Annotated in this window: 18 protein-coding genes; 10 read left to right on the forward strand and 8 right to left on the reverse strand. The window is 72.2% G+C overall.

Annotated features, from left to right (window positions below):
• The first annotated feature begins 19 nt into the window (after window positions 1–19).
• The 4 genes from BCD49_RS26585 to BCD49_RS26600 are packed head-to-tail and all read left to right on the forward strand — an operon-like array spanning window position 20 to window position 7,072.
• Entirely contained in the window at window positions 20–1,003 is a 984-nt protein-coding gene (locus BCD49_RS26585; RefSeq protein ID WP_007507907.1) for an AAA family ATPase, read from the forward strand.
• Complete coding sequence (locus BCD49_RS26590) at window positions 1,000–2,145, forward strand: DUF58 domain-containing protein (protein WP_007507904.1); 1,146 nt, start codon at window positions 1,000–1,002, stop codon at window positions 2,143–2,145. Before BCD49_RS26585 ends, BCD49_RS26590 begins: the two co-directional genes overlap by 4 nt.
• A complete protein-coding gene (locus tag BCD49_RS26595; protein ID WP_071042024.1) occupies window positions 2,142–4,766 on the forward strand; it encodes a transglutaminase family protein in 2,625 nt (874 codons plus the stop codon). Before BCD49_RS26590 ends, BCD49_RS26595 begins: the two co-directional genes overlap by 4 nt.
• A 17-nt stretch (window positions 4,767–4,783) precedes the next feature.
• On the forward strand, window positions 4,784–7,072 hold the full coding sequence (locus BCD49_RS26600; RefSeq protein WP_007507899.1) for a PKD domain-containing protein: 2,289 nt from the start codon (window positions 4,784–4,786) through the stop codon (window positions 7,070–7,072).
• 60 nt (window positions 7,073–7,132) lie between these two features.
• Here the strand turns inward: BCD49_RS26600 and BCD49_RS26605 are convergent, their stop codons facing one another.
• Entirely contained in the window at window positions 7,133–8,014 is an 882-nt protein-coding gene (locus BCD49_RS26605) for a tetratricopeptide repeat protein (protein WP_007507897.1), read from the reverse strand.
• A 275-nt stretch (window positions 8,015–8,289) separates the two neighbouring features.
• On the opposite strand from BCD49_RS26605, the gene BCD49_RS26610 reads away from it, so the two are divergent.
• Entirely contained in the window at window positions 8,290–8,925 is a 636-nt protein-coding gene (locus tag BCD49_RS26610; protein ID WP_035925481.1) for a hypothetical protein, read from the forward strand.
• A 29-nt stretch (window positions 8,926–8,954) separates the two neighbouring features.
• On the opposite strand, the gene BCD49_RS26615 is transcribed toward BCD49_RS26610, so the two are convergent.
• The 6 genes from BCD49_RS26615 to BCD49_RS26640 all read right to left on the reverse strand — a co-directional run bounded on the left by BCD49_RS26615 (window position 8,955) and on the right by BCD49_RS26640 (window position 14,501).
• Complete coding sequence (locus BCD49_RS26615; protein ID WP_071042025.1) at window positions 8,955–9,815, reverse strand: nucleotidyl transferase AbiEii/AbiGii toxin family protein; 861 nt, start codon at window positions 9,813–9,815, stop codon at window positions 8,955–8,957.
• Window positions 9,816–9,953: 138 nt separating this feature from the next.
• Window positions 9,954–10,253 carry a DUF1905 domain-containing protein gene (locus BCD49_RS26620; RefSeq protein WP_007507891.1) on the reverse strand — a complete coding sequence of 100 codons (300 nt, stop codon included), beginning with the start codon at window positions 10,251–10,253 and terminating at the stop codon, window positions 9,954–9,956.
• A gap of 147 nt (window positions 10,254–10,400) precedes the next feature.
• The gene (locus BCD49_RS26625; RefSeq protein ID WP_007507889.1) at window positions 10,401–11,153 is read right to left on the reverse strand and encodes an AraC family transcriptional regulator; all 753 of its coding nucleotides are present in this window, start codon (window positions 11,151–11,153) and stop codon (window positions 10,401–10,403) included.
• 46 nt (window positions 11,154–11,199) lie between these two features.
• Complete coding sequence (locus BCD49_RS26630) at window positions 11,200–11,502, reverse strand: putative quinol monooxygenase (protein WP_007507887.1); 303 nt, start codon at window positions 11,500–11,502, stop codon at window positions 11,200–11,202.
• 167 nt (window positions 11,503–11,669) lie between these two features.
• Entirely contained in the window at window positions 11,670–13,034 is a 1,365-nt protein-coding gene (locus BCD49_RS26635; protein WP_007507885.1) for a TetR/AcrR family transcriptional regulator, read from the reverse strand.
• A gap of 258 nt (window positions 13,035–13,292) precedes the next feature.
• Entirely contained in the window at window positions 13,293–14,501 is a 1,209-nt protein-coding gene (locus BCD49_RS26640; protein WP_007507883.1) for an amidohydrolase family protein, read from the reverse strand.
• 397 nt (window positions 14,502–14,898) lie between these two features.
• On the opposite strand from BCD49_RS26640, the gene BCD49_RS26645 reads away from it, so the two are divergent.
• The 4 genes from BCD49_RS26645 (at window position 14,899) to BCD49_RS26660 (ending at window position 18,130) form a co-directional block, all read left to right on the forward strand.
• Window positions 14,899–15,894, forward strand: a complete 996-nt coding sequence (locus tag BCD49_RS26645) for an NAD-dependent epimerase/dehydratase family protein (RefSeq protein ID WP_051466442.1) — start codon at window positions 14,899–14,901, stop codon at window positions 15,892–15,894.
• The gene (locus tag BCD49_RS26650) at window positions 15,894–16,091 is read left to right on the forward strand and encodes a hypothetical protein (protein WP_051466444.1); all 198 of its coding nucleotides are present in this window, start codon (window positions 15,894–15,896) and stop codon (window positions 16,089–16,091) included. The genes BCD49_RS26645 and BCD49_RS26650 overlap by 1 nt, the downstream gene beginning before the upstream one ends.
• 183 nt (window positions 16,092–16,274) lie before the next feature.
• Window positions 16,275–17,165 carry an MEDS domain-containing protein gene (locus BCD49_RS26655; RefSeq protein WP_007507880.1) on the forward strand — a complete coding sequence of 297 codons (891 nt, stop codon included), beginning with the start codon at window positions 16,275–16,277 and terminating at the stop codon, window positions 17,163–17,165.
• Window positions 17,162–18,130 carry a sensor histidine kinase gene (locus BCD49_RS26660; RefSeq protein WP_007507878.1) on the forward strand — a complete coding sequence of 323 codons (969 nt, stop codon included), beginning with the start codon at window positions 17,162–17,164 and terminating at the stop codon, window positions 18,128–18,130. Before BCD49_RS26655 ends, BCD49_RS26660 begins: the two co-directional genes overlap by 4 nt.
• Before the next feature lie 127 nt (window positions 18,131–18,257).
• On the opposite strand, the gene BCD49_RS26665 is transcribed toward BCD49_RS26660, so the two are convergent.
• On the reverse strand, window positions 18,258–18,446 hold the full coding sequence (locus BCD49_RS26665) for a hypothetical protein (protein WP_007507875.1): 189 nt from the start codon (window positions 18,444–18,446) through the stop codon (window positions 18,258–18,260).
• Between the two features lie 327 nt (window positions 18,447–18,773).
• On the opposite strand from BCD49_RS26665, the gene BCD49_RS26670 reads away from it, so the two are divergent.
• Window positions 18,774–19,751, forward strand: coding sequence for a TIGR03557 family F420-dependent LLM class oxidoreductase (locus BCD49_RS26670; RefSeq protein ID WP_007507873.1), 978 nt, complete (start codon window positions 18,774–18,776; stop codon window positions 19,749–19,751).
• Window positions 19,752–19,760: the final 9 nt, after the last annotated feature.

A 19,760-nucleotide genomic window follows, 5' to 3' on the forward strand; every position in this document is an offset into this window, starting at 1 on the left:
CAACCCTCTGGGAGAGCGTGTGTCCGAGCAGCCAGTGTCGCCGGCCGAGGTGGCGTGGTTCGCGCAGCGGTGCGACCTGGTCGTCCGCAACGTCGAACGCGTCATCCGCGGCAAGACGGATGTCATCCGGCTGGCTGTGCTCTGCCTCGCCGCCGAGGGTCATCTGCTCATCGATGACGTGCCGGGCGTGGGCAAGACGTCGATCGCGAAGGCGCTGGCGAGGTCGATCGCTGGCACGATGCGCCGGATCCAGTGCACGCCGGACCTRCTGCCGACCGATGTCACCGGCGTCAACATCTGGAATGCCGACACCAGGAAGTTCGAGTTCCAGCCCGGCCCCGTGTTCGCGAACGTCGTACTCGCCGACGAGGTGAACCGGGCGTCACCGAAGACGCAGTCCGCGCTGTTGGAGGTGATGGAGGAACGGCAGGTGACCCTCGACGGAACCGCCTACCCGCTGGAGCGGCCCTTCCTGGTCATCGCCACCCAGAACCCGGTCGAGCACGGCGGCACCTTCGACCTRCCCGAGGCGCAGATCGACCGGTTCATGATGCGCCTCGCGGTCGGCTACCCGAGCCACGAGGCGGAGGTGGACATGCTGGCCAGCCGGTCGGCCGGCCAGTCGGTCGAGGACCTGGCGCCGGTGGTGTCCGCCGCCGATGCGCAGCTGATGACCGCGACGGTGCGGCGCGTCCACATAAGCCGCGACCTGCTCAGCTACGTCGTGACGATCGTGGACGCCACCCGCCGGCGCGGCGAGCTCCGGCTGGGCGCGAGCCCCCGCGGGGGTCTCGCGCTCGTCGTCGCGGCGCAGGCGCACGCGGCGGCCGAGGGACGCGCCTTCGTCATTCCCGACGACGTCAAGACGCTCGCCCCGCATGTTCTCGGGCATCGGCTGCTCCTGCGCCCGGAGGCCGAGCTGAACGGCGTGACCGCCGAGAAGGTGCTCGGCTCGATTCTCGTCGGGATCCCGGTACCCGGCGAACGGCCGGCCTTCCGATGATCACTCGCTCCGGGCTCCTCATGGCCGCGCTCGCGGTGGCCCTGGGTGTCGCCGGCTTCGTCCTGCGCTACCCGGAGTTCGTCGTCATGTCGGCCGCGGCCACGCTGGCGCTCGTCGTCGCCTGCGGCTGGCTGTTCGTGGCCCCGGACGTCGTGATCAATCGTGAGATCCGCCCGGCCGGGGTGGTGGAGGGCGAGCCGGCTTCCGGCGTCCTCACGGTCACCAACGTCTCCGGGCGGCGCTGCCCGCCGCTGCGGGCCGCCGAGCGCGTCGCCGGCACGTCGATCGGCATCGCGCTTCCCAGCCTCGCGGCCGGGGCCGGAACCCAGCGCGGTTACGCGATCCCCACCGGGCGGCGCGGGGTGTTCGAGATCGGCCCGCTGGTCGTCGGCCACAGTGATCCGCTGCGGCTCATCCAGCTGCGCCGGGAGCTGCCCGGGCGCTCGACCCTGCGGGTGCGCCCGCGGGTGCTCGCCGTCGCGCCGCTGCCGACCGGGGGGTCGTTCGAGCTCGACGGGCCGGCGGCGCGTGAGGCACCGCTGGGCGGTGTCGCGTTCCACTCGCTGCGGGAGTACGTGCGCGGCGACGACCGGCGGCTCATTCACTGGAGGTCCTCCGCCAGGGTCGCCAAGCTCATGGTCCGGCAGAACGTCGTGCCCAACGAAATGACCATGATGATCGTGCTGGACACCAGCGCCGCCCCGTACGCCGACGACTTCTTCGAGGACGCGGTGCGGATAACCTCGTCGCTGCTCGCCGCCGGGCTCACCCGGGGCTTCCCGGTCGAGCTGTGGACCACCGGCCGAGGACGCCTCGCGGCCGGCCGGGACAGCGCGGCCGGGGAGGCGATGCTGGACCTGCTCGCCGAGGTGACGCCGCGGGCCGACGACCCTGGCCTGGCCGCGTTGGCGGCCATGGCGCCGGGCACCTCCGGCGTCGCGCTCGGGGTCGTGACGGGTCAGCCGCCGCCGTCGGCGCTGGGCGCCGTGTCGACCGTGCGGCCCCGGTACGCCATGGTCAGCCTCGTCCAGGTCGGTGAGCTGTTCGGCCGGCCGGCGCCGTCGGTGCCCGGGGCGCTCGCGGTCAACGTGCGGACCAGCGACGAGTTCGCGGCCGTCTGGGGTTCGCGGGCGCGCCGATGACCGCGCTGACCACACCGGTCCCGTCCCCCACGCGGACCCAGTCCCCCACGCCGCTCACCACCGGCCGTCGCCTCCGGCCGGGCGACGTGCTCCTGGCCGGGGCGTCGATGCTGCCCGCCGCGGTCGCCCTCGGCGCGCTGTTCGACGGCTACCGCTACCTGGCGCCGCTGGCCGGCGCCGTCGCCGTCGCGGCGGTCGCCGGCGCCGTCGCGGCCCGGCGGCTGGCGACGGTCGAGCTGGTCTGTCTCGTCGGTGCGCTGGGCGGCCTGCTCTACGGCACGGCGGTGACCGCGGGCCGCGTCGACCTGCTGCTGCGGGCGCTGCGCGACGGCTGGCGACCGCTGCTGACCACGGCCGTGCCCGCCGAGCCGAGCGCGCTGCTGCTGGCACCGCTGGGCGCGGTGCTGTGGGTCGCCACGTTCACCGCCGTCGTGCTGGCGGTGCGCTGGCACGGCGCGCTGCTGCCGGCGCTGCCCCMGCTGCTCGTGACGGTCGGGTTCCTGCTGCTGGTCGCCGAGGCCGGGCAGCGCCGGCGGGTCACGCAGCTTGCGCTCACCGGATGCTTCGTGGTGCTCGTGCTCGTGCTCGCGGCGGTGCGCTCGGCGCGCGCGGGGGTGCTCCCCGGCCAGTCCGAGCCGACCGGGGGCGGATGGCGCCCGGGGGCGCAGCCGTCCGGGCATCGGTCCCGGTTGGCCGGGCCGCTGGTGATCGGGCTGCCGGTGGTCGCGACGGTCGCGGTGCTGGCGACGGCGGTCGGCGTCATCGTGCCGATCGACTCCGCCGACCGGTACGACCCCAGGGAACACAGCAGCCCGCCGGTCGACGACGTCGCCCTGCTCAACCCACTCGTGCGGGTGCGCGCGCAGCTGGACACCCCCAAGCCGACGACGCTGTTCACCATCCGGCTGACGCCCCCGGCCGCCGCCTGGCCGCCCGCCGGGCCGGCCACGTCGCCCCGGGTGCGGACGGCCGCCCTCGGCACGTTCGACGGCGCCACCTGGAGCGTCGACGGGAACTTCACCGCGGTCGACAAGGTGCTGCCGGGGCCGGACGAGCCGGTCACGACGACGGTCGCCCGCGCGAAGGTGCACGCCGACGTGACCTTCGACGAGTTCGATGACGCACTGCTGCCCGCGCTCGGCCAGCCGACCGCCATCGACTACGCCACCGCCAGCGGTTCCGGCCCGCGGGCGGGAAGAGGACCGGCGTTCGAGCCGGCGTCGGGAACGCTCGCCCTGCTGTCRCCGCCGCGGGCCGGCGACCGCTTCGACCTGACGGCCGAGGTACCGCAGCCGTCGGACGCGCAGCTGGCCGCGGCCGTCGTCGCGACCGGGCCGGGCGCGGACCGCTACCGGGTGCTGCCGAACCTGCCGGACGACCTGCGGGCCGACCTGCTCGCCACCGCCAGGCGGACGACGGCCGAGGCCGCGACGACGTACGACAAGCTGGTCGCGCTCGCCGCCTTCCTGCGCGACGGCAGCGCGTTCCCCTACGACCTGCACGCGACGCCGGGCCACTCCTACGGCCGGCTCACCCGGCTGCTGGACTCCGCCGACCCGGCGGACCGTCGCGGCTACGCGGAGCAGCGCGCCGCCGCGTTCGCCGTCCTGGCCCGCGCGCTCGGGTTCCCGACCCGGATCAGCGTCGGCTACCTGCTCGACGAGGACGGCCCGAACAACGCCAACAGCGCCGACAGCGCGGCCGACGACGGCACGTTCACGGTCACCGACCACCAGGCACACGCCTGGCCGGAGGTGCTGTTCGCCGGGATCGGCTGGGTCGGGTTCGAGCCGACCGACACGAGCGACCTGTCGAGGGCCGGGTCCCGGCTCACGCCGCCTGCCTCCCCGCCGCGCGGCCAGCAGGGCGACCAGGAGAAGCCGGCGGTCATCGCGCCGACGCAACGCGGCATCACCGTCGACGACGGAGATGACCATGGTGGGCGCCTCGACTGGCCGTTCATCCTGCTCATCGCGCTGGGCGCCCTCGCCCTCGCCGTGCCACTGGCTGTGATCGGCGAGAAGGCCCGGCGCCGGCTGGCGCGGCGGCGGCGCGGCAGCCCGGCCGACCGGGTGCGCGGCGCCTGGTGGGAGGCGCGGGACCGCCTAGGCGAGTTCGGCGTCTCCCGGTCACCGTCACTGACCAGGCGTGAGCTGGTCGGCGCCGTCGCCAGGAACCCGGCCACGGCGCCGGCGGTCGCGGCGCTGCGGCTGCTCGCGGCGCTGGTCGACGAGGCGACGTTCGCCGTGGGCGGCACCGGAGCCGACGATCCCGACCGGGCCTGGGCGCTGGTCGGCGACGTCCGCCGGGAGCTGGGGCGCGCGGCCGGCCGCGCCGGCCGGATGCGGGCGCTCCTCGACCCGCGTCCGCTGTTCGCCGCCCCGGCGGCCGGCGCGGCTGGAACGGCCGGCGCGGGCCTCGCGGGCGTGCCGGGCGCTGGCGCGCCAGGCGCGAGCGCGGCGCCGACGCCGACCGGTCCGGCGATGACGCCCGCCGCCCTCGCGCCGACGCCCGCGAGCCCGTCGGACTTCCTCCTGCACTGGGTCCAGGTGCACGACCAGCAGCGACGCACGATGGTCAACGCCGGCCGGCACGACGACACGCGCGCTGACGCGCGCTGACACGACGGCGGTGCCCGGTGAATGATCACGCCCTCCCGCGTCGGCAGGCGATCCCGCGGCCGTGGCTCCTCTGGCTGCCGCGGATCCTGCTGACGCTGGTGCTCGTCGGCGCGGTCGCCGGGCTCGCGGTCGCCCTCGCGCGGCCGGAGGAGGTCCCAAGGCGGGCGGTCGACCTCGACGACGCGTCGGCGTGGCTGGTGTCGTCGGCCGTGGGCGAGGCGGTGCTCGTCGACGGGATGTCCGGGCAGATCATCGCCCGGGTCGACGTCGGCGGGAACGGGCCGGTGGGCACCCAGGAGGGCACCGACGCGTTCGTCTCGTCGGCCGACGGGACGGTGCGGCGGATCGACGGCACGACCTACCGGGTGGACCTGCCGACGAGCCCGTTCTCGGGCCGCGGCGAGCCGCTGGAGCTGTTCCCCGCGCCGGGCGCGCTGTTCGCCGTCAGCCCGGCGCGGGGGGTCGTCTTCGTCGTCGACCCGCGGACGTTGCGGGTCCGCGCGACCGTCGCCGTCCATGCCACGATCCGCGACGGCGGGGTGCTCGCCGACGCCTGGGGCCGGCTGTGGATCGTCGACGCGGCGACGGGCGACCTGCTGCGGGTGGACGGCGACGGGCGGCAGGCCCGGGTCGGGGCCGTGGACCCGAAGTGGACCAGGCTGATCTCCGTGTCCGGGCGGCCGGTGGCCGTGGACCTGGCGGCCGGGCGGGCCCGCCCGATCGAGGCGGGCGGCGTCACCGGGCCCGGGGTGTGCGTCGACGCCGACAAGGACGGCTCGGTCGTGGTGGCCGGCGCGGGCGCGGCGCCGCCGCCGGGGCAGCTGGGCGCGGACGCGGCCCGCTGGATCTTCCTGGCCAGCCAGCGCAGCGGGCTGCTGTTCCTCAGCGACCTCGCCACCCGGACCTGCGACGACGTGATCGACCTGGGCGTCGCCGGACATCGGCTGGGACAGCCGGTGGAGGCCGCCGGCCTGGTGTTCGTCCCTGACCTCACGGCCAGCCGGGTGATTGTCGTCGACCTCGCCGGGCGGAAGGTCCGGGCCGCCGCGAACGTGCCGGTCAAGCCCGGGCAGCCGTTCGAGCTGCGGCGCGCCGGGTCGGTGATGTTCTTCAACGACTCCGCGGGGAGCATCGCCGGGATCATCCAGCCCAGCGGCACCGTCACCACGGTCGAGAAGTACGGCCCTGCGCCGACGGGCGCCGACGAGCCCGCCGCCGTTCCACCGCCCCCGCCCACGTCCACGTCGCCGACACCCACGCCGTCGACACCGCCGCCGTCCCCGACCGGGCCCGCGACGTCCCCGCCCGCCACGGCCCGGCCCACGCCGCCGAAGACTCCCCCGGTCTCGCCGCCCGCGGCCGCGCCCAGCCCGCCGCCGGTCGTCCCCCCGGTCACGCGGCCGGCGCCACGGGGAACCTCTCCCGAGGCGTCGCGCCCGACGAGGCCGGCGCAGACCACCTCCGCCGCGCCCACCGGACCCCCGGTCGTCGCGCCATCGCCGGCGCCCACCTCGCCACCGCCCAGCGCGCCGCCGGTCGTCGCGACGTCGGCGCCAGCGACGGTCCCGCCGCCAGCGAACCCGCCCACGGCCCGGCTGAACGTGTCGCAGACCAGTGGGCTGGCGCCGCTTCCCGTGCGGCTCGACGCCAGCGGCTCGTCCGCGGCGAACCCGGCGGTGCCGATCGTCAGCTACAACTTCCTGGCGGGTCCCGGCGGTTCGATCACCCAGACGACCGGGGACCAGGCGTCCGCGGTGGTGGACCTGACCTTCGACACGCCAGGCACCTGGCTCGTCATGGTCCGCGTCACCGACGCGGCCGGCAACTCGGCGCAGAGCGCCTCGATCCGGGTAACCGTGAACGGCCCCCCGACGGCCCAGCCATCTCCGACTCCCCCGACGACGCAGCCCCCGACGACGCAGCCGCCGACGACACGTCCACCGACGACAGCGCCGCCGACCACGACGCGCCCGCCGACGACAACTCCACCGGCCACGACGCCTCCGCCGACGACGACTCCACCGCCGGCGACCCACACCGAGGTCACCGGCAACACCGGCTCGCCGACCTTCGCCACCGTGCATTTCGTCGGCCCGAACACCCCGAGGATCGGGGTGAACGTGGCCGTGCAGGTCCGCTGTCGGACGACCGGAGACGCGGTGGAGGACGGGAACACCTGGTTCTATCTGGTCGTGTCCGGGGTGGCGTCCGGCCGGTACGCGCCGGCCGACAACTTCTACAACAACGGCGCGACGTCCGGCCCGCACAACAACGTCTTCGTCGACACGAAGGTCCCGCTCTGCTGAGCCGAAGAGCCCCACGATTCACGTGCTGGCGGTCGCGTAGTACCGAGCCGGCAGGTTCGGTCAGGCGCCCCGGGTTTCACCGTGGCGACCGAGGGCTTCCAGGATCTCGGCGCGGTTCTGGTGGTCGATCGAGGTCGCGCCGCCGCCGGCGATAGCGGCGTCGACCGCCGCCAGCGCCTCGGCGTGCCGGCCGAGGTCGAGCAGGATCGCCGCCCTGACGCTCAGGCCGGTGGCCCGGTTGGTCCGGTCCGGCAGTGAGCCGACTCCCCTACCGGCCTGCTCGATCTCCTGGCCGCGGGCGCAGGCGGCCAGCGCCTCGTCGAGACGGTTCATCAGGTGCAGGACGACCGCCTTGTCGAGGTGGCCGAGCACGAAGTTCGGTTCTGCCCGCAGCGTCTGCTCGCAGATGGCCAGCGCCTCGTCCAGCTGGTCCCGCCGCATGTACAGCCGTTCCAGGTTGAGCAGGGTGCCGAGGTGCGCCGGATCGATCCCGAGGACCTGCCGGTAGGCGTCGGCCGCGTCGTCGGGACGGCCGAGACCGCTCAGCATCAGGCCCTGGTAGAAGTGCGCGTCGATGTAGCGCGGCCGCAGTTCGAGTGCCTCGGTGAACGCGGCGAGCGCATCCCCGTCCCGCCCGGAGCGGGCCAGCTCGTTGCCCCGCTCGACGAGGTCGATCTCGGGCGGGGCGGCCCGGTCCCTGACCTCCGGCCAGTCGGCGGGGTCGAGGAGCGTGCCGAGGCACCGGGGGCACAGCGCCGCGTCGAACCACCGTGCCTTCGCCTGCACGCACTGATAGCAGAACCGGCGTTTGCAGTCGCCGCAGATCATGTGCTGGCCGGCGAACGATCCCGGGTTGGCGCGGGCCACCGGGTTGCCCCCGGGAATCACCGAGACCGAGATCAGCCGGTCGCAGAAATTGGTGGAACAGTAATAGACGGCCACGCTCGCCTCCAGCGGCGCGTCAGGACCACCCACCCGGTGCGGATGCCGCCCGCGCCGATCAACGTGGCAAGACTCGCACGCACCAGAAGTCCCCCACGGCCGGCGTCGGCTGCGCGACAACACGACGCAAGACCGCCTCGTCCACGTCCTGAGCATCGTCCCCGTCCTGGGCGATCTCACCTGACGCTCGCCCGGCACCGGCCCCGGAATTCCCCGATCCTGGAGAAGGTGACGGGAACAATCCCGCACGAAGCGGGACGATAGATGATGGGTGCGTGTGGTCTGGCGATTTCGAGGTGCATCTGACCTGCCCGGCGATGGAAGTGGCGGCGCTCGCGACGTTCGCCGAGCGGCATGGTGCCAAGTTCAGCCACATCGAGCTCGATCAGGGAGCGACCCCTTCGCAGCCGATGCTGACGGTGTTCGGCAGCGGGACCTCAGTCGAGGTCCAGGGGCTGGCCACTCGCTGGCGGGCCCGGCTCGAGGCCGCGGGCCTGCGGGTGCTTCGTCTGAAGATCGAGGCGGCGCCCTGGAATGATGGCGTTCCTGAGTTCGACGCGCAGGCGTCCGCCGATCTGTACTTTGAGCATCACATCAAGGTTCGGCTGCCATCCGGTGACCAGCGGGTGGTGGGCGCGTTGGCCTCGACGGTGCGCGGCCACGGTGCCCGTCCCTCCCGGAACGCCCGCCGGGTCGTTGCCCAGGGCTGCGAGGACAGGTTCGTCACCCAGCGCTGCCGCGGTGTCGGTCGGCGGACCGCGGTTGGCCGGCTCGACGCCCTGCTGGCCGCGGTCCGGGATGGCGGGTTCGAGGTACGGGATGTCTGCACGGAATACGTCGTGTTCGACGACGCGGCGCACCTCGATGCCGGCTGGCTTGAGCGTGAGCTGGTCATCGGCTCGGCCCAGTAGCCGCCGGTTCCCCTCTCGACGCGAGGCGATCAGCTGGCAGCAAGCGCCGCGCCCAGGCGGTTGAGCCAGGATTGGGCGTCGCCGTCGACGTGGGGGTGCTCGGCGCGGAAACGGTCCCAGTCCACCTGGCCGGGCGAGAGCGGTTGGATCACGTCGAGGTGGTCCAGGAGTTCGAGGAGCAGGCCGCAGATGTGAGCGAGCGGCACCTGGCTGTGCTCGGCGAGCAGGACCGCGTCGTAGAGGTCCTTGCCGCGGGCAGGGACGTCGTTGAGCAGCCAGTACACCTTCCAGGCCAGGGAGAGCGCGGGGGTCGCGGYCATCATCCGCGTACCCAACGGCGGGATCTCCACGACGACCGGCTCCTCGACCAGCCGCTCCCCGAACGCCAGGTCGATCTGGAGCACGTCCCGCTCGTCGCCGACGTCGTACGGAAGCAACAGGCGGGTCACCGGCGGCGGGTGGCTCGTTCCGGGCGGCTGGCCCGGCCGTTCCTCCTGGAAGCCGTGGGGCAGTCGCGCCGGTAGCCGTGAACCTGACCGTCGCGGCAGCGTGTCGGCCGGGTACTCGTCAAGGTAGCCGTAGTAGCCGTTGATGTCGTCGACCTCGATCAGGTCCGCGCGCAGACCCGGCACCGGGTCCTCAGCGAGCGCCGCCAGGACGCCGTCCACCAGAGCCTGCTCGCCGATCCGCGCGGTCGGGTGCCCGTCCGCGTCGAGGCCGGGGTGCGTCACGACGAAGTCGATGTCCGCGGGCTCGCGCGCGGGCTCGCCCAGCCAGGCCCTGAGCGCCACGCTGCCCCGCAGCACCAGGTACTGGGCCCAACAGGACGCGGCGAGAACCCGTAACACGTGCGCCACCGCCGCGCGGCGCGCGATCAGCCTGTCGGTCACAACCACGCCGCGATTAGACCATATGTTCGATATCTACTCGACAGCCACCTGGCTCCGTCACCCAGCCGAGGCCGGCGCGAATCACGGAAGGAACCGCCCGGAATGCCGGAACTGGCGGGTTACCCGCTCGTTTGGCGGTCACAGGTCGACGAGCTCGACGGTCACGGTCGCGACGTCACCGGGCTCCAGGGCCTCGGCCTGGCGGACGGCGCGCTTGACAGGCAACACGTAGCCGCGGGTGCTGTCCGGGAAGATCGAGGTCGTCCACGAGCTGCCGCCTACCATGACCCGCACCCGTAGCGACCCGAAGCCGCGACGCAGCCCACCCGCCCGCTCACGGATCTCCTCGGACGCCTCGGCAGGCAGGCTCACGAAGGTCCAGCTGTCCGTACGCCGGGCGTCCCATATCCACAGCTCGCTATCGAAGACGACGACCACCAGCTCAGTGTCACCGCCGAGTCCGACAGTCCACGGCCGTCGGCCGCCAGTTGCCGTCCCGGCGGGTAAATCCGGGCGGCGACAAGGAACACCCGACGGCGACTTCGCCGTTAGTCTCTCCGTCCCACCTGACCAAGCCTCGCCGCCTCAGGGCCGGAAGCTGGCCCGGTATTCCGTCGGAGTGCGGCCGGTCAGCTCCCGGAATGCGGCGTTGAACGCCGACAGGGAGGTGTAGCCGATCGTGTACGCGATCGCGGTTACCGCGGCGTCCCCCGCGGCGAGTTCCTCGATGGCGCGCAACACCCGCATACGACGCAGGACCGCCCGCCAGGTCATGCCCGTCTCCGCCTCGAACCGCCGGGCCAACGTCCGCGGCGCGACGCCCACCTCGTCCGCCAGGTCCTCGAAGCGGACCTCCTCGCCGAGCCGCTCCTCGGTGAGCCGCAAGGCTCGGCGCAGCTCCGGCGATCGCCCCGCCGGCACGACCACCGGACTCGGCTGATCAGCAAGCCGCCAGGTCACCGCGGCGAGCGCGGCGAACAGCGTCTCGCCGTACGCCGTGAGGGGCTCATCGCTCTCGCCCCACGCGCCGCACTCATTCACCAGCGCCCGTGCCAGCGGGCTGAGGTCGAACACCGTCAACGGCGCTGGCGGAACCGGGGCGAAGTCGGTGTCGAACAGCACCGACGCCGTCGTCACCTGCTGCGGGATGCTCACCCGGACCGGCCGGCCCGCCTCGATCAGCGCGGCCCTGGCCGGCGGCAACAACCACGCCTGACCCCGCGCCTCCAGCCGCAGGACGCCGGCGGAGGCGCAGAGCAGGTAGTGGCGGTCGACGCAGAGGTCGCGATCGGGCTCCGGCGCGAACGTCCGGACGAAGCTGTACGCCTTCCGGGTCATCGACGGCCTCGCACGGACCGATCGTAGGAACCCGCCGCTACGCCGGTCAGGCGACCGTCTCCACCAACTCGGCCTGGAATCTCCGGCTGATCGGAACGCCGGTCATCATCGGCCGAAGCACCTCGCCGGAGCGGGCGAATGCCTCCGACCCCAGGTAGCCGCCAAACGACGCCGGGTCGTCCCATTCGTGCACGACGGTGATCCGGGTGTCGTCCTCGCGGGAGGCATAGACCCGGAAGGCGACATTGCCTGGCATGGCGCGGATCTCGTCACGCTCACCGTCGAGCTGGGCGAGGGCGGCCGGCCGATCGGCGGCAGCGGTACTGAAATCGAGGATGGCAATGAGCACCAGAGACCTCCTGGTTCGGGGCGGGTAACCGCCTCGGGCTTGATGCACCCATCTTCAGCCGGTCCCCACCCGCCGACCACGGTCAGCCGGACACGTTCACGCTCCCATCGGACAGGCCCGCTCCGCACCGGCGGCGCGGCGATCACGGTGATCACGGCAGCGCTTCGTCATCTGCCGAGCAGGCCGCGCTCGATCACGTGGACCGCGGCCTCCAGCGTCTGCGTCGGGTGGTTTCTGCCGCCGAACACGTCGAGCAGGGCCATCGCCACGATCGCCTCGGCATGGACGTCACCGAAGCCGCGTGGTTCCAGGAAATGCACGATCTGGCGCCGGCCCCAGTCGAGCGCAGCGGCCGCGTCGGTCCCGAGCGACGCATCGCGGCGTGTCGCGTCGACCCAGATCCGGATGATCCCGGCCTCGGAGGCGTGCATCTTGTTGTATGTGCGCAGCCATGCCCGCAGGTCTGCCGTCGACCAGGCTTTCCCGGACCCGGGTTCGGGCGGCGCGGGGATTGCCGCGAGCGTGCTGGAAAGCGGCTCCATCGCTGTCAGCACGAGAACTCGCGCGAGGTCGGCCTTGTTGGCGAAGTATCGGTAGAAGAGGCCGTGCGAGAGGCCGGCGATCTCGACGACGTCGTCGATCCGCGCGCTGTGATATCCGTGCCTGATAAAGGCCTCGTAGCCGGCGGAGAGCAGCGCGTCATGCGTCGCCCGCGCGGCGCCGACGAGCGCGGAGCGCCGTGTCGATGTCCCGTCGGCCCGGTGGTCGAAGTCGATCGGCGGCGCCGCGACGGCGTCTCGACCGTGCACGTTCACGTCGGGAACGAGCCCGAAGAAGGTGCGGTGGATGATGTCGGCGATCGCGTCGTCGACGCGGGCACGGGGATACGCGTGCGGGGCCGCGTGCCGCAGGATCCTGCCCAGGTAGCAGGCGTGGGCCGTGGCGCCCAGGAGCAGGCCGATCATCGCGTCGGCCCCGCCGGCGGCGGACGCGGCCGCAGGCAGCTTGGACCGGATCCGCGCGATGGTCAGCGCCACCGCGCGGGTGTTCAGCGCTTTGAGGCTCTCCGCCTCCCTGGCCGCGCTCTCGAAGACGTGAAAGACGGCGCCGAAGTGCTCGTAGATGTCCGCGTACTGTGCCACCCAGGCGCGGATCGCCGTCCAGCCGGCGCCATCCGGAGTCAGCGGCCCCATCGCCTCGACGGAGGCGCTGACCTGGTGGGCGACCTGCCCCGCCAGGTGCCAGAGGACGTCCTCCTTGCTGGAGAAGTACTGGTAGAACGTCACGCGCGAGCAGCCGGCGTGCCGGGCGAGGTCGGCGATGGTCGAGGTGTGGTAGCCGCCCTCGCCGAACGCCCGCAACGCGGCGGCCAGGATGCGCTGCCGGGTGCGCTGCCCGCGCTGGCCGACCGCGGGATTACCGGAGAACGGGGCGCGTCGGGCGATCGGCTCCGGCCCGGGCAGTCCCCTGGCCTCGGCGGTGGGTGTCGGCCGCGCGGGCCCGCCCGTCGAGCTGGCCGGATCGCTGATCATGATTTCGCCAGCATCTCAAATCCAGCATCTCCATCGAGGTCCGCCTGCCGGTCGGGGTCTGCTGGTCAGGGTCTGCCGGTCAGCCCCGGGCCGGCCGCATGGTTGCCTGCGATGGCGAACATCCGGCCGGCTCGGTGGCGGCGAGATCGGCGATGCTCCCTGCTCGCGGGACCGTCGTGCTGGTGGGGCCCTCCGCCGTCCACTGCGCGAAGGACCCACCAGCCACACTTCGACCGGCCTCCCGATCGGCCTCTCCGCTCAGGCCGCGGCAGCGAACGGGAGGTTCATGGCCTCGGCCAGGTTGCCGCCCATGACACGAGCGATGTCCTCCGCGGACAGGCCCTCGAGCTCGTCGACGTAGGAGACCGGGTCGGACAGGCCCTCGGCGTGCGGGAAGTCGGACCCGAACACGACGCGGTCGACACCCACGACCTTGATGAGGCCGCGCGGGTCCTCCTCGTGGAACGGGTGAATCCAGATGTTGCGCTTGAACACCGCGAGCGGGTCCTCGTCGAACCGCCTCGGGTTGTGCGCGTAGGCGGTGCCGGCGGCCTCCACGAAGGGCCGAACCCAGCCGGAGCCGTTCTCGACCGGAAGAATGCGCAGCTGGGGGAAACGTGAGAGCAGCCCGTGCCCGATCAGCGAGGCCACCGTGTCGAAGATGCCCCGGCCCTGGGTGTGCATGATCTCGATGAACGCCGACGGTGTGGAGAAGGGAAGGTGCTCACCGTCGGCTCGCCCCTCCCACATGTTGTAGTAGCGGGTCAGACCGTCGTCGGAGGAGTGCAGGCCGACGGTGATGTTCGCCTCGACGACCTTCTCCCAGAACGGGTCGAACTCCGGCAGCGCGAACGACCGGAAGCCCTCGTAGCCGGGAACCGGCGCCGGCCGGATCAGGATGATCTTCGCTCCGCGCTCGAGCACCCACTCCAGTTCCTTGATCGCCTCGCTCACGATCGGCAGCGTGATGACCGGGGTGGCGAAGATGCGGTCCTGGTAGTTGAAGCTCCACTGCTCGTGCATCCACTGGTTCAGCGCGTGGACGACCACGTGGGTGGCCTTCGGGTCCATGCGCAGCCGGTCCTCCAGGAGACTGGCGAGCGTCGGCCACATGAGCGCCCGGTCGATTCCCAGCTCGTTCATGAGGGCCAGCCGCGGCTCCGGCGCGAAGAACGCCTCGGGCGAGCGGATCGGGGCACCCATCAGTTCCCGGGTCGACTTCCCATCCGGATTGCCGTGCTTGAAGAACTCCTCCCAGGCTCCCGGCCGGGCGACGACGTTGAAGGTCGGGTTCGGGATGTACTCGGAGATCACACCCCGAACCGCGATCTTGTCACGCCCGTTGACCTGGACGTATTTGATTAGGCCGTCATATTCCTTGGGAAGAAATCTCGTGAAGGCGTCCACCGTCTCGTACATGTGGTTGTCCGCGTCGAAGACGGGAAAGTCGACGGGGGTTCTGGGCATGACTACCTCCGGTCGCTGGTGGGCCGTCCGGCGGACGTCACTGGGCGGCCGCGCGACAGCTCGTGATCATGCCTGCCTGGCAGCCGACGAGTATCAGCCCCGGTGCGTGACGCCAGACACAGATCGTTCCTAACATCTTCTAACACTGACGTCAACGTTAGTCAGGAGCCGGGACGGCTCGCGACGAGGTCCGCTCGGGTACGGCGCCGTCACAGATGCCGGGGCGAGGGGTCGGATGGCTATCGACTGCCCCAATGGATCGGGTTACGACATAGCCCTCCTCGCGGCTCGCACCAGGCCACTGCCCGGACGACGCGGGCGACGCCCATCCCGCGGCTGACTCCACCGGGGAATCGCCGGGCGAGTTAACCGGGCTGGAGGCGGGGAGGCCTGCGACATGCGCGTCGCGATCGTCGGAGCCACCGGGAACATCGGACACGCCCTGCTCCACACCCTGCTGGCGGATCCGTCCGTCGAGGAAGTCGTCGCGGTCGCCCGGCGCCTGCCCACCGAGCCACTCGGGGCTCGCGTCCGCTGGACGTCGATCGACATCGCGCACCCTGACGCCGCGGCGGCGCTGACCGAGGCCTTCCAGGGCTGCGCGGCCGTGGTCCACCTCGCCTGGCTGATCCAGCCAGTCCGTCGTCCGGACGTGATGCGAGCGACCAATGTCGACGGCAGCGCCCGCGTCTTCGAAGCGGTCCGGGCCGCCTCGGTGCCGACGCTGGTCTACGCCTCCTCCGTCGGTACGTACGCACCGGCGCCCCGGGACGCCCACGGTTCCAAGGCAGGCCGCCTTCTCGCCGAGGACTGGCCGACGACCGGCGTCGTGACCTGCGCCTACAGCGTGCACAAGGCGGCGGTGGAGGACATTCTGGATCGCTTCGAGACGGACTTCCCGCAGTGCCGGGTGGTGCGGATCCGGCCCGGCATCGTGCTCTCCGGGGCCGCCGCCGCCTCGCAGACGCGCTACTTCGCCGGACCGCTGCTGCCCCGCCGCACGCTCGGCCTGCTCCTGCGTGGCCACCGCCAGCCGGACGGGACGGCCGACCCGACGAGCGCCCCGCGCCGGCCGGCGGCCCGATGGTCCACGGGCTGGCGACGCCCCGGCCGGCTGCCGGTGGTCCGGCGGTCAGCGGGCTGGAGTTCCAGGTCGTGCACACCGACGACGTCGCGGCCGCGTTCGCCGCCGCGATCAGGGCGGACGCGCGCGGTCCGATCAACGTGGCCGCGGGCCCGGTCGTGGACCCACGCTCACTGCCGAACATGGTGGGCGGTCAACCGATACCGGTGCCGGCAAGGCTGGTCCGCGGCCTGGTCCAACTGGCCTTCCGGGGTCGCCTCATCCCCATCGACGAGGGGTGGATCGACCTTGCTCTCGCGGTCCCGCTGATGGACACCAGCCGGGCCCATGAGCTGCTCGGCTGGCGGCCCGCGCACGAGGCCGGGTCCATCCTGCGCGAGTGGCTGACCGGCGCCGCGGCCGGAACGGGCCGAGCCACCCCGGTGCTTCGCCCCGTCAACCGGCCAGGCGACCAGGTCGCGGGCGCCGCCCGCGCCATCCGTGGGGACTCCGCCGGCCGGGTATGACGCCGCGCGCCGCGGAGTGGAGTTCCCGCCGACGGGAGCCACCATGTGCGGCGTCGCGCCGAGTTGGCTGACGATCTGCTCTGGGCATCGCGTTTATGGTGACCGCCCTGTCGGGTAAGTGGCCGAACAACTGAAGGTGGGGCCCCGGCCCAAGGCCAGCCCGGGGAGAACTGTGGGACTGGTGTGATCGCATGCGAGGGCCGAGCACGCCGGGTCGACGGGATAGACCAAGGCGACCACCTGTGTCTGGCGTACTTCGACGACACCGAGCAACGCCGGGTGGTCACCGCATATGTGCGGGCCGGCCTGGGGCGCGGAGAGCGGGTCCTGTACTTCGCTGACGAGCGCGCCCCGCGTGAGGTCCTGGGGTGGCTGCGCGAGGACGGTGTCGATACGGCGGCGGTCCTCGCCACCGGCCAGCTGTCCGTGGCCACCGCCGCCACCAGCTACCTTGCCTCCGGGGCGTTCGACGCCCTGGCGATGGTGCGGGCGCTGCGCAGCGAGGTGAACGACTCGTTGTCAGCCGGCTTCGCCGGCGTTCGGGTCAGCGGCGAGATGGGCTGGGCACTGCGTGACGTGCCTGGCGCTGACCAGCTGGGCACCTACGAGACCGCGGTGAACGCGGCGTTCTCCGGCCAGTCGGCTTCGGCGGTCTGTCAGTACGACGCGCGCCAGTTCAGCGCCGCCGCATTGGAGGACCTGCAGCGGCGCCATCCGGCAGCGGTGGAGCTCACGCCGCTGCACCTGAGCAGCCGGTTGCGCATCGTGCCGGCCTTTCGCTGCGGACGTCGGACGCTGCGGGTGGTGGGCACGGTGGACCACAACACCGTCGACGCGCTGGCCGGGGCGCTCGAGGCCGTCCTGACCTGGCCGGAAGACATCTGGGTGGACATGGGCGAGCTGGAGTTCATCGACCTGGCTGGGCTGCGGGCGCTGAGTCATGCCGCGGGGCGGCTGCCGGCGGGACGGCAGATGCACGTGATGAACCTGGCGCCACTGCTGTGCCGCGTGGTCGAGCTGGTCGGCTTCAACAACATCCCCTCCCTGACCGTCACCCCTCGAGACGCCACGTGACGAGCACCGCCGAGCCATGTCCTCCGTCGGAGCGCCACCGAGGTCTGATCCACCGGGCGCTGATCTACGGCAGCGACGCGGAGTTCCTCGCCGCGACGGCGCCGTTCTGTCTCGACGGCATCGACCAGGGCGATTCGCTGCTGGTCGTCACCTCGGCCGTCAACATCGACCTGCTACGGCAGGCGCTGCGCGACGCCGCCAGCGAGGTCGAGTTCGTCGCCGCCGAGGAGTGGTACGACACACCGGGGGGTGCCCTGGGTGCCTGCCATCGGGTTGTCGATCGCTATGCCGCGACGGTTGGTCGCCGGCGGATGCGCTTGATCGGCGAGCCGATCTGGCACGGCAGGGACGCGGTGGAGACCGCGGAGTGGACGCGCTACGAATCGGCGATCAACCTCGCGTTCGCCGCCTACCCGGCGTCGGTCCTCTGCGGGTATGACAGCCGGCTGCTGCCCGAGACCGTGGTCGCCGACGCGCGGCGTACTCATCCGGAACTGGCCTTCGGGACGTCGGCGCACTCCAGCCCCGAGTACGCCGACCCGACGGACGTGTCCGGTCCCTGGACACGGCGGCTCGCGCCCTTGCCCGTCGACGGTGACGAGGCCGTGCTGGACTTCGGCACCGACCTGGCCACGGTGCGGGACTTCGTCACGGCGACCGCGACCGCCCTGGGCGTTTCCCCCGACGGAATCGAACGGCTGGTGTTCAGCGTCAACGAGGTCGCCACCAACGCCCTTCAGCACGGCGGCCAGGGACGGCTGACGATGCGGCTTGTCGGACGCCGTCTGGTCTGCGACATCACGAACCCCAGCCATCGCGCCACCGACTGGTTCCTGGGCTACCGTCCACCCGGTCCCGGTCAGGAACGCGGCTACGGCCTGTGGGCGGTCAGGCAGCTGTGCCACCTGATGGAGATCGACACCCACGACGGACACACCACCGTGCGCCTGCACCTCGAAATCTGACGGCGGCCATCGGACGCGCGAACATTCGACTTCATGGGAGATGGAGATCGCCACCGGCGCGCTCAGTCTTTTCATGAAGGCAGACGACCGAAGGTCGCCTCGGCTATAAAACCTCCGCGAGGACCAGTCAGGACTTGTCGGACCGCTCCGAGTCCGAGCGGGAACGGCGGCCGCGCGTGCCGACATCGGCAGGCCGGCGATGAATGCCCTCGAGGGCCGCGGCACGGTCGTCGGCCACGCTTTGAGCGATGAGATCGAGAGTGCGAGAACGGGTGTTGTCGTCGAGTCCGTCCACCAGGCTGTCCAGGAAACTCACGTTTCACTCGCTTTCATTCTGCAACGCGATGCTTTGGTCGGGTACCCCGATCCCCGCCGACAACCCACCCGCGCCAGCGACGTGACGTGCATCACATCTTGACGCCGATAGCCCGCCTGGCCTTCCTCGACGAGCTGATCACGACGGGTTGAGAACGACCTTGACGCGGTCGTCCGCCTTCGAGGGATCGACGCAGGACCCACGGCTCCCGCGATGGCGCCAGCCCATGCGGGCCGAGCGGAAACGCGGGCTCCGACGATTCACCGGCGCACGGGCGGGAAGGCGATCCGCTGGACGGCGTAACCCAGCCGACGACGGAGGATCGCCATGAAGATCGGGTACAAGCTGGCGACCGAGGCCTTTGGCCCGGCCGAGATCATCCGGCAGACGGTCGCCGCCGAGCAGGCCGGTTTCGACTTCGTCGAGCTGTCCGACCACTTCCACCCGTGGCTGGACAACCAGGGCCACTCGGCCTTCACCTGGACGCTGCTGGGGGCCATGGCCGAGCGCACGGATCGAATAGGGCTCGCGACCGGCGTGACCTGCCCGACGATCCGCTACCACCCGGCGGTGATCGCGCAGGCGGCGGCGACCGTCACGCTGCTGTCCGACGGCCGGTTCACCCTCGGCCTCGGCTCCGGGGAGCGGCTCAACGAGCACGTCGTCGGCCGTGGGTTCCCGGCCGTGGCCACCCGCCACGCGATGCTGCGAGAAGCCGTCGAGATCATTCGGCTGCTCTGGGAGGGCGGCTACCGCTCCTACGACGGCCGCCACCTCCAGCTCGAGGACGCCCGGGTCTTCGACCTGCCCGACTCCCCGCCGCCGATCGCGATCGCGGCCAGCGGCGGCCCGTCAGCCCGGCTGGCGGCCGACTGCGGCGACGGACTGTTCGCCACCGAGGCCGAACCGGAGATCGTCGGCGAGTTCCACCGGGCTGGGGGCACCGGCCCCCGCTACGCCGAGGTGCCCGTGGCGTACGGCCCCGACGAGCACGCCGCCGCCGAGACGGCCCTGTCCACCACCCGGTGGGCGCTCACCGGCTGGAAGGTCATGAGTGAGCTGCCCAACCCCGTCAACTTCGCCGCCGCCACCACGACGGTCACCGAGGACGACATCACCGACCGGTTCGCCTGCGGACCCGACCCGGCCCGCCATCTGGGGGTCGCCCAGCAGTTCGTCGACGCCGGCTTCGACCACCTGGCCCTCATGAACGCCGGACCCGACCCCGACGGCTTCCTCGACTTCTTCACCTACACCCTGTCGGCGCCGCTGCGCGCCCTCACCCCGTCCGCGCAGGCGGCCTGAGGAGGCGGC

Origin of the sequence: Pseudofrankia sp. EUN1h (assembly GCF_001854645.1) — a bacterium.
GTDB lineage: Bacteria > Actinomycetota > Actinomycetes > Frankiales > Frankiaceae > Pseudofrankia > Pseudofrankia saprophytica.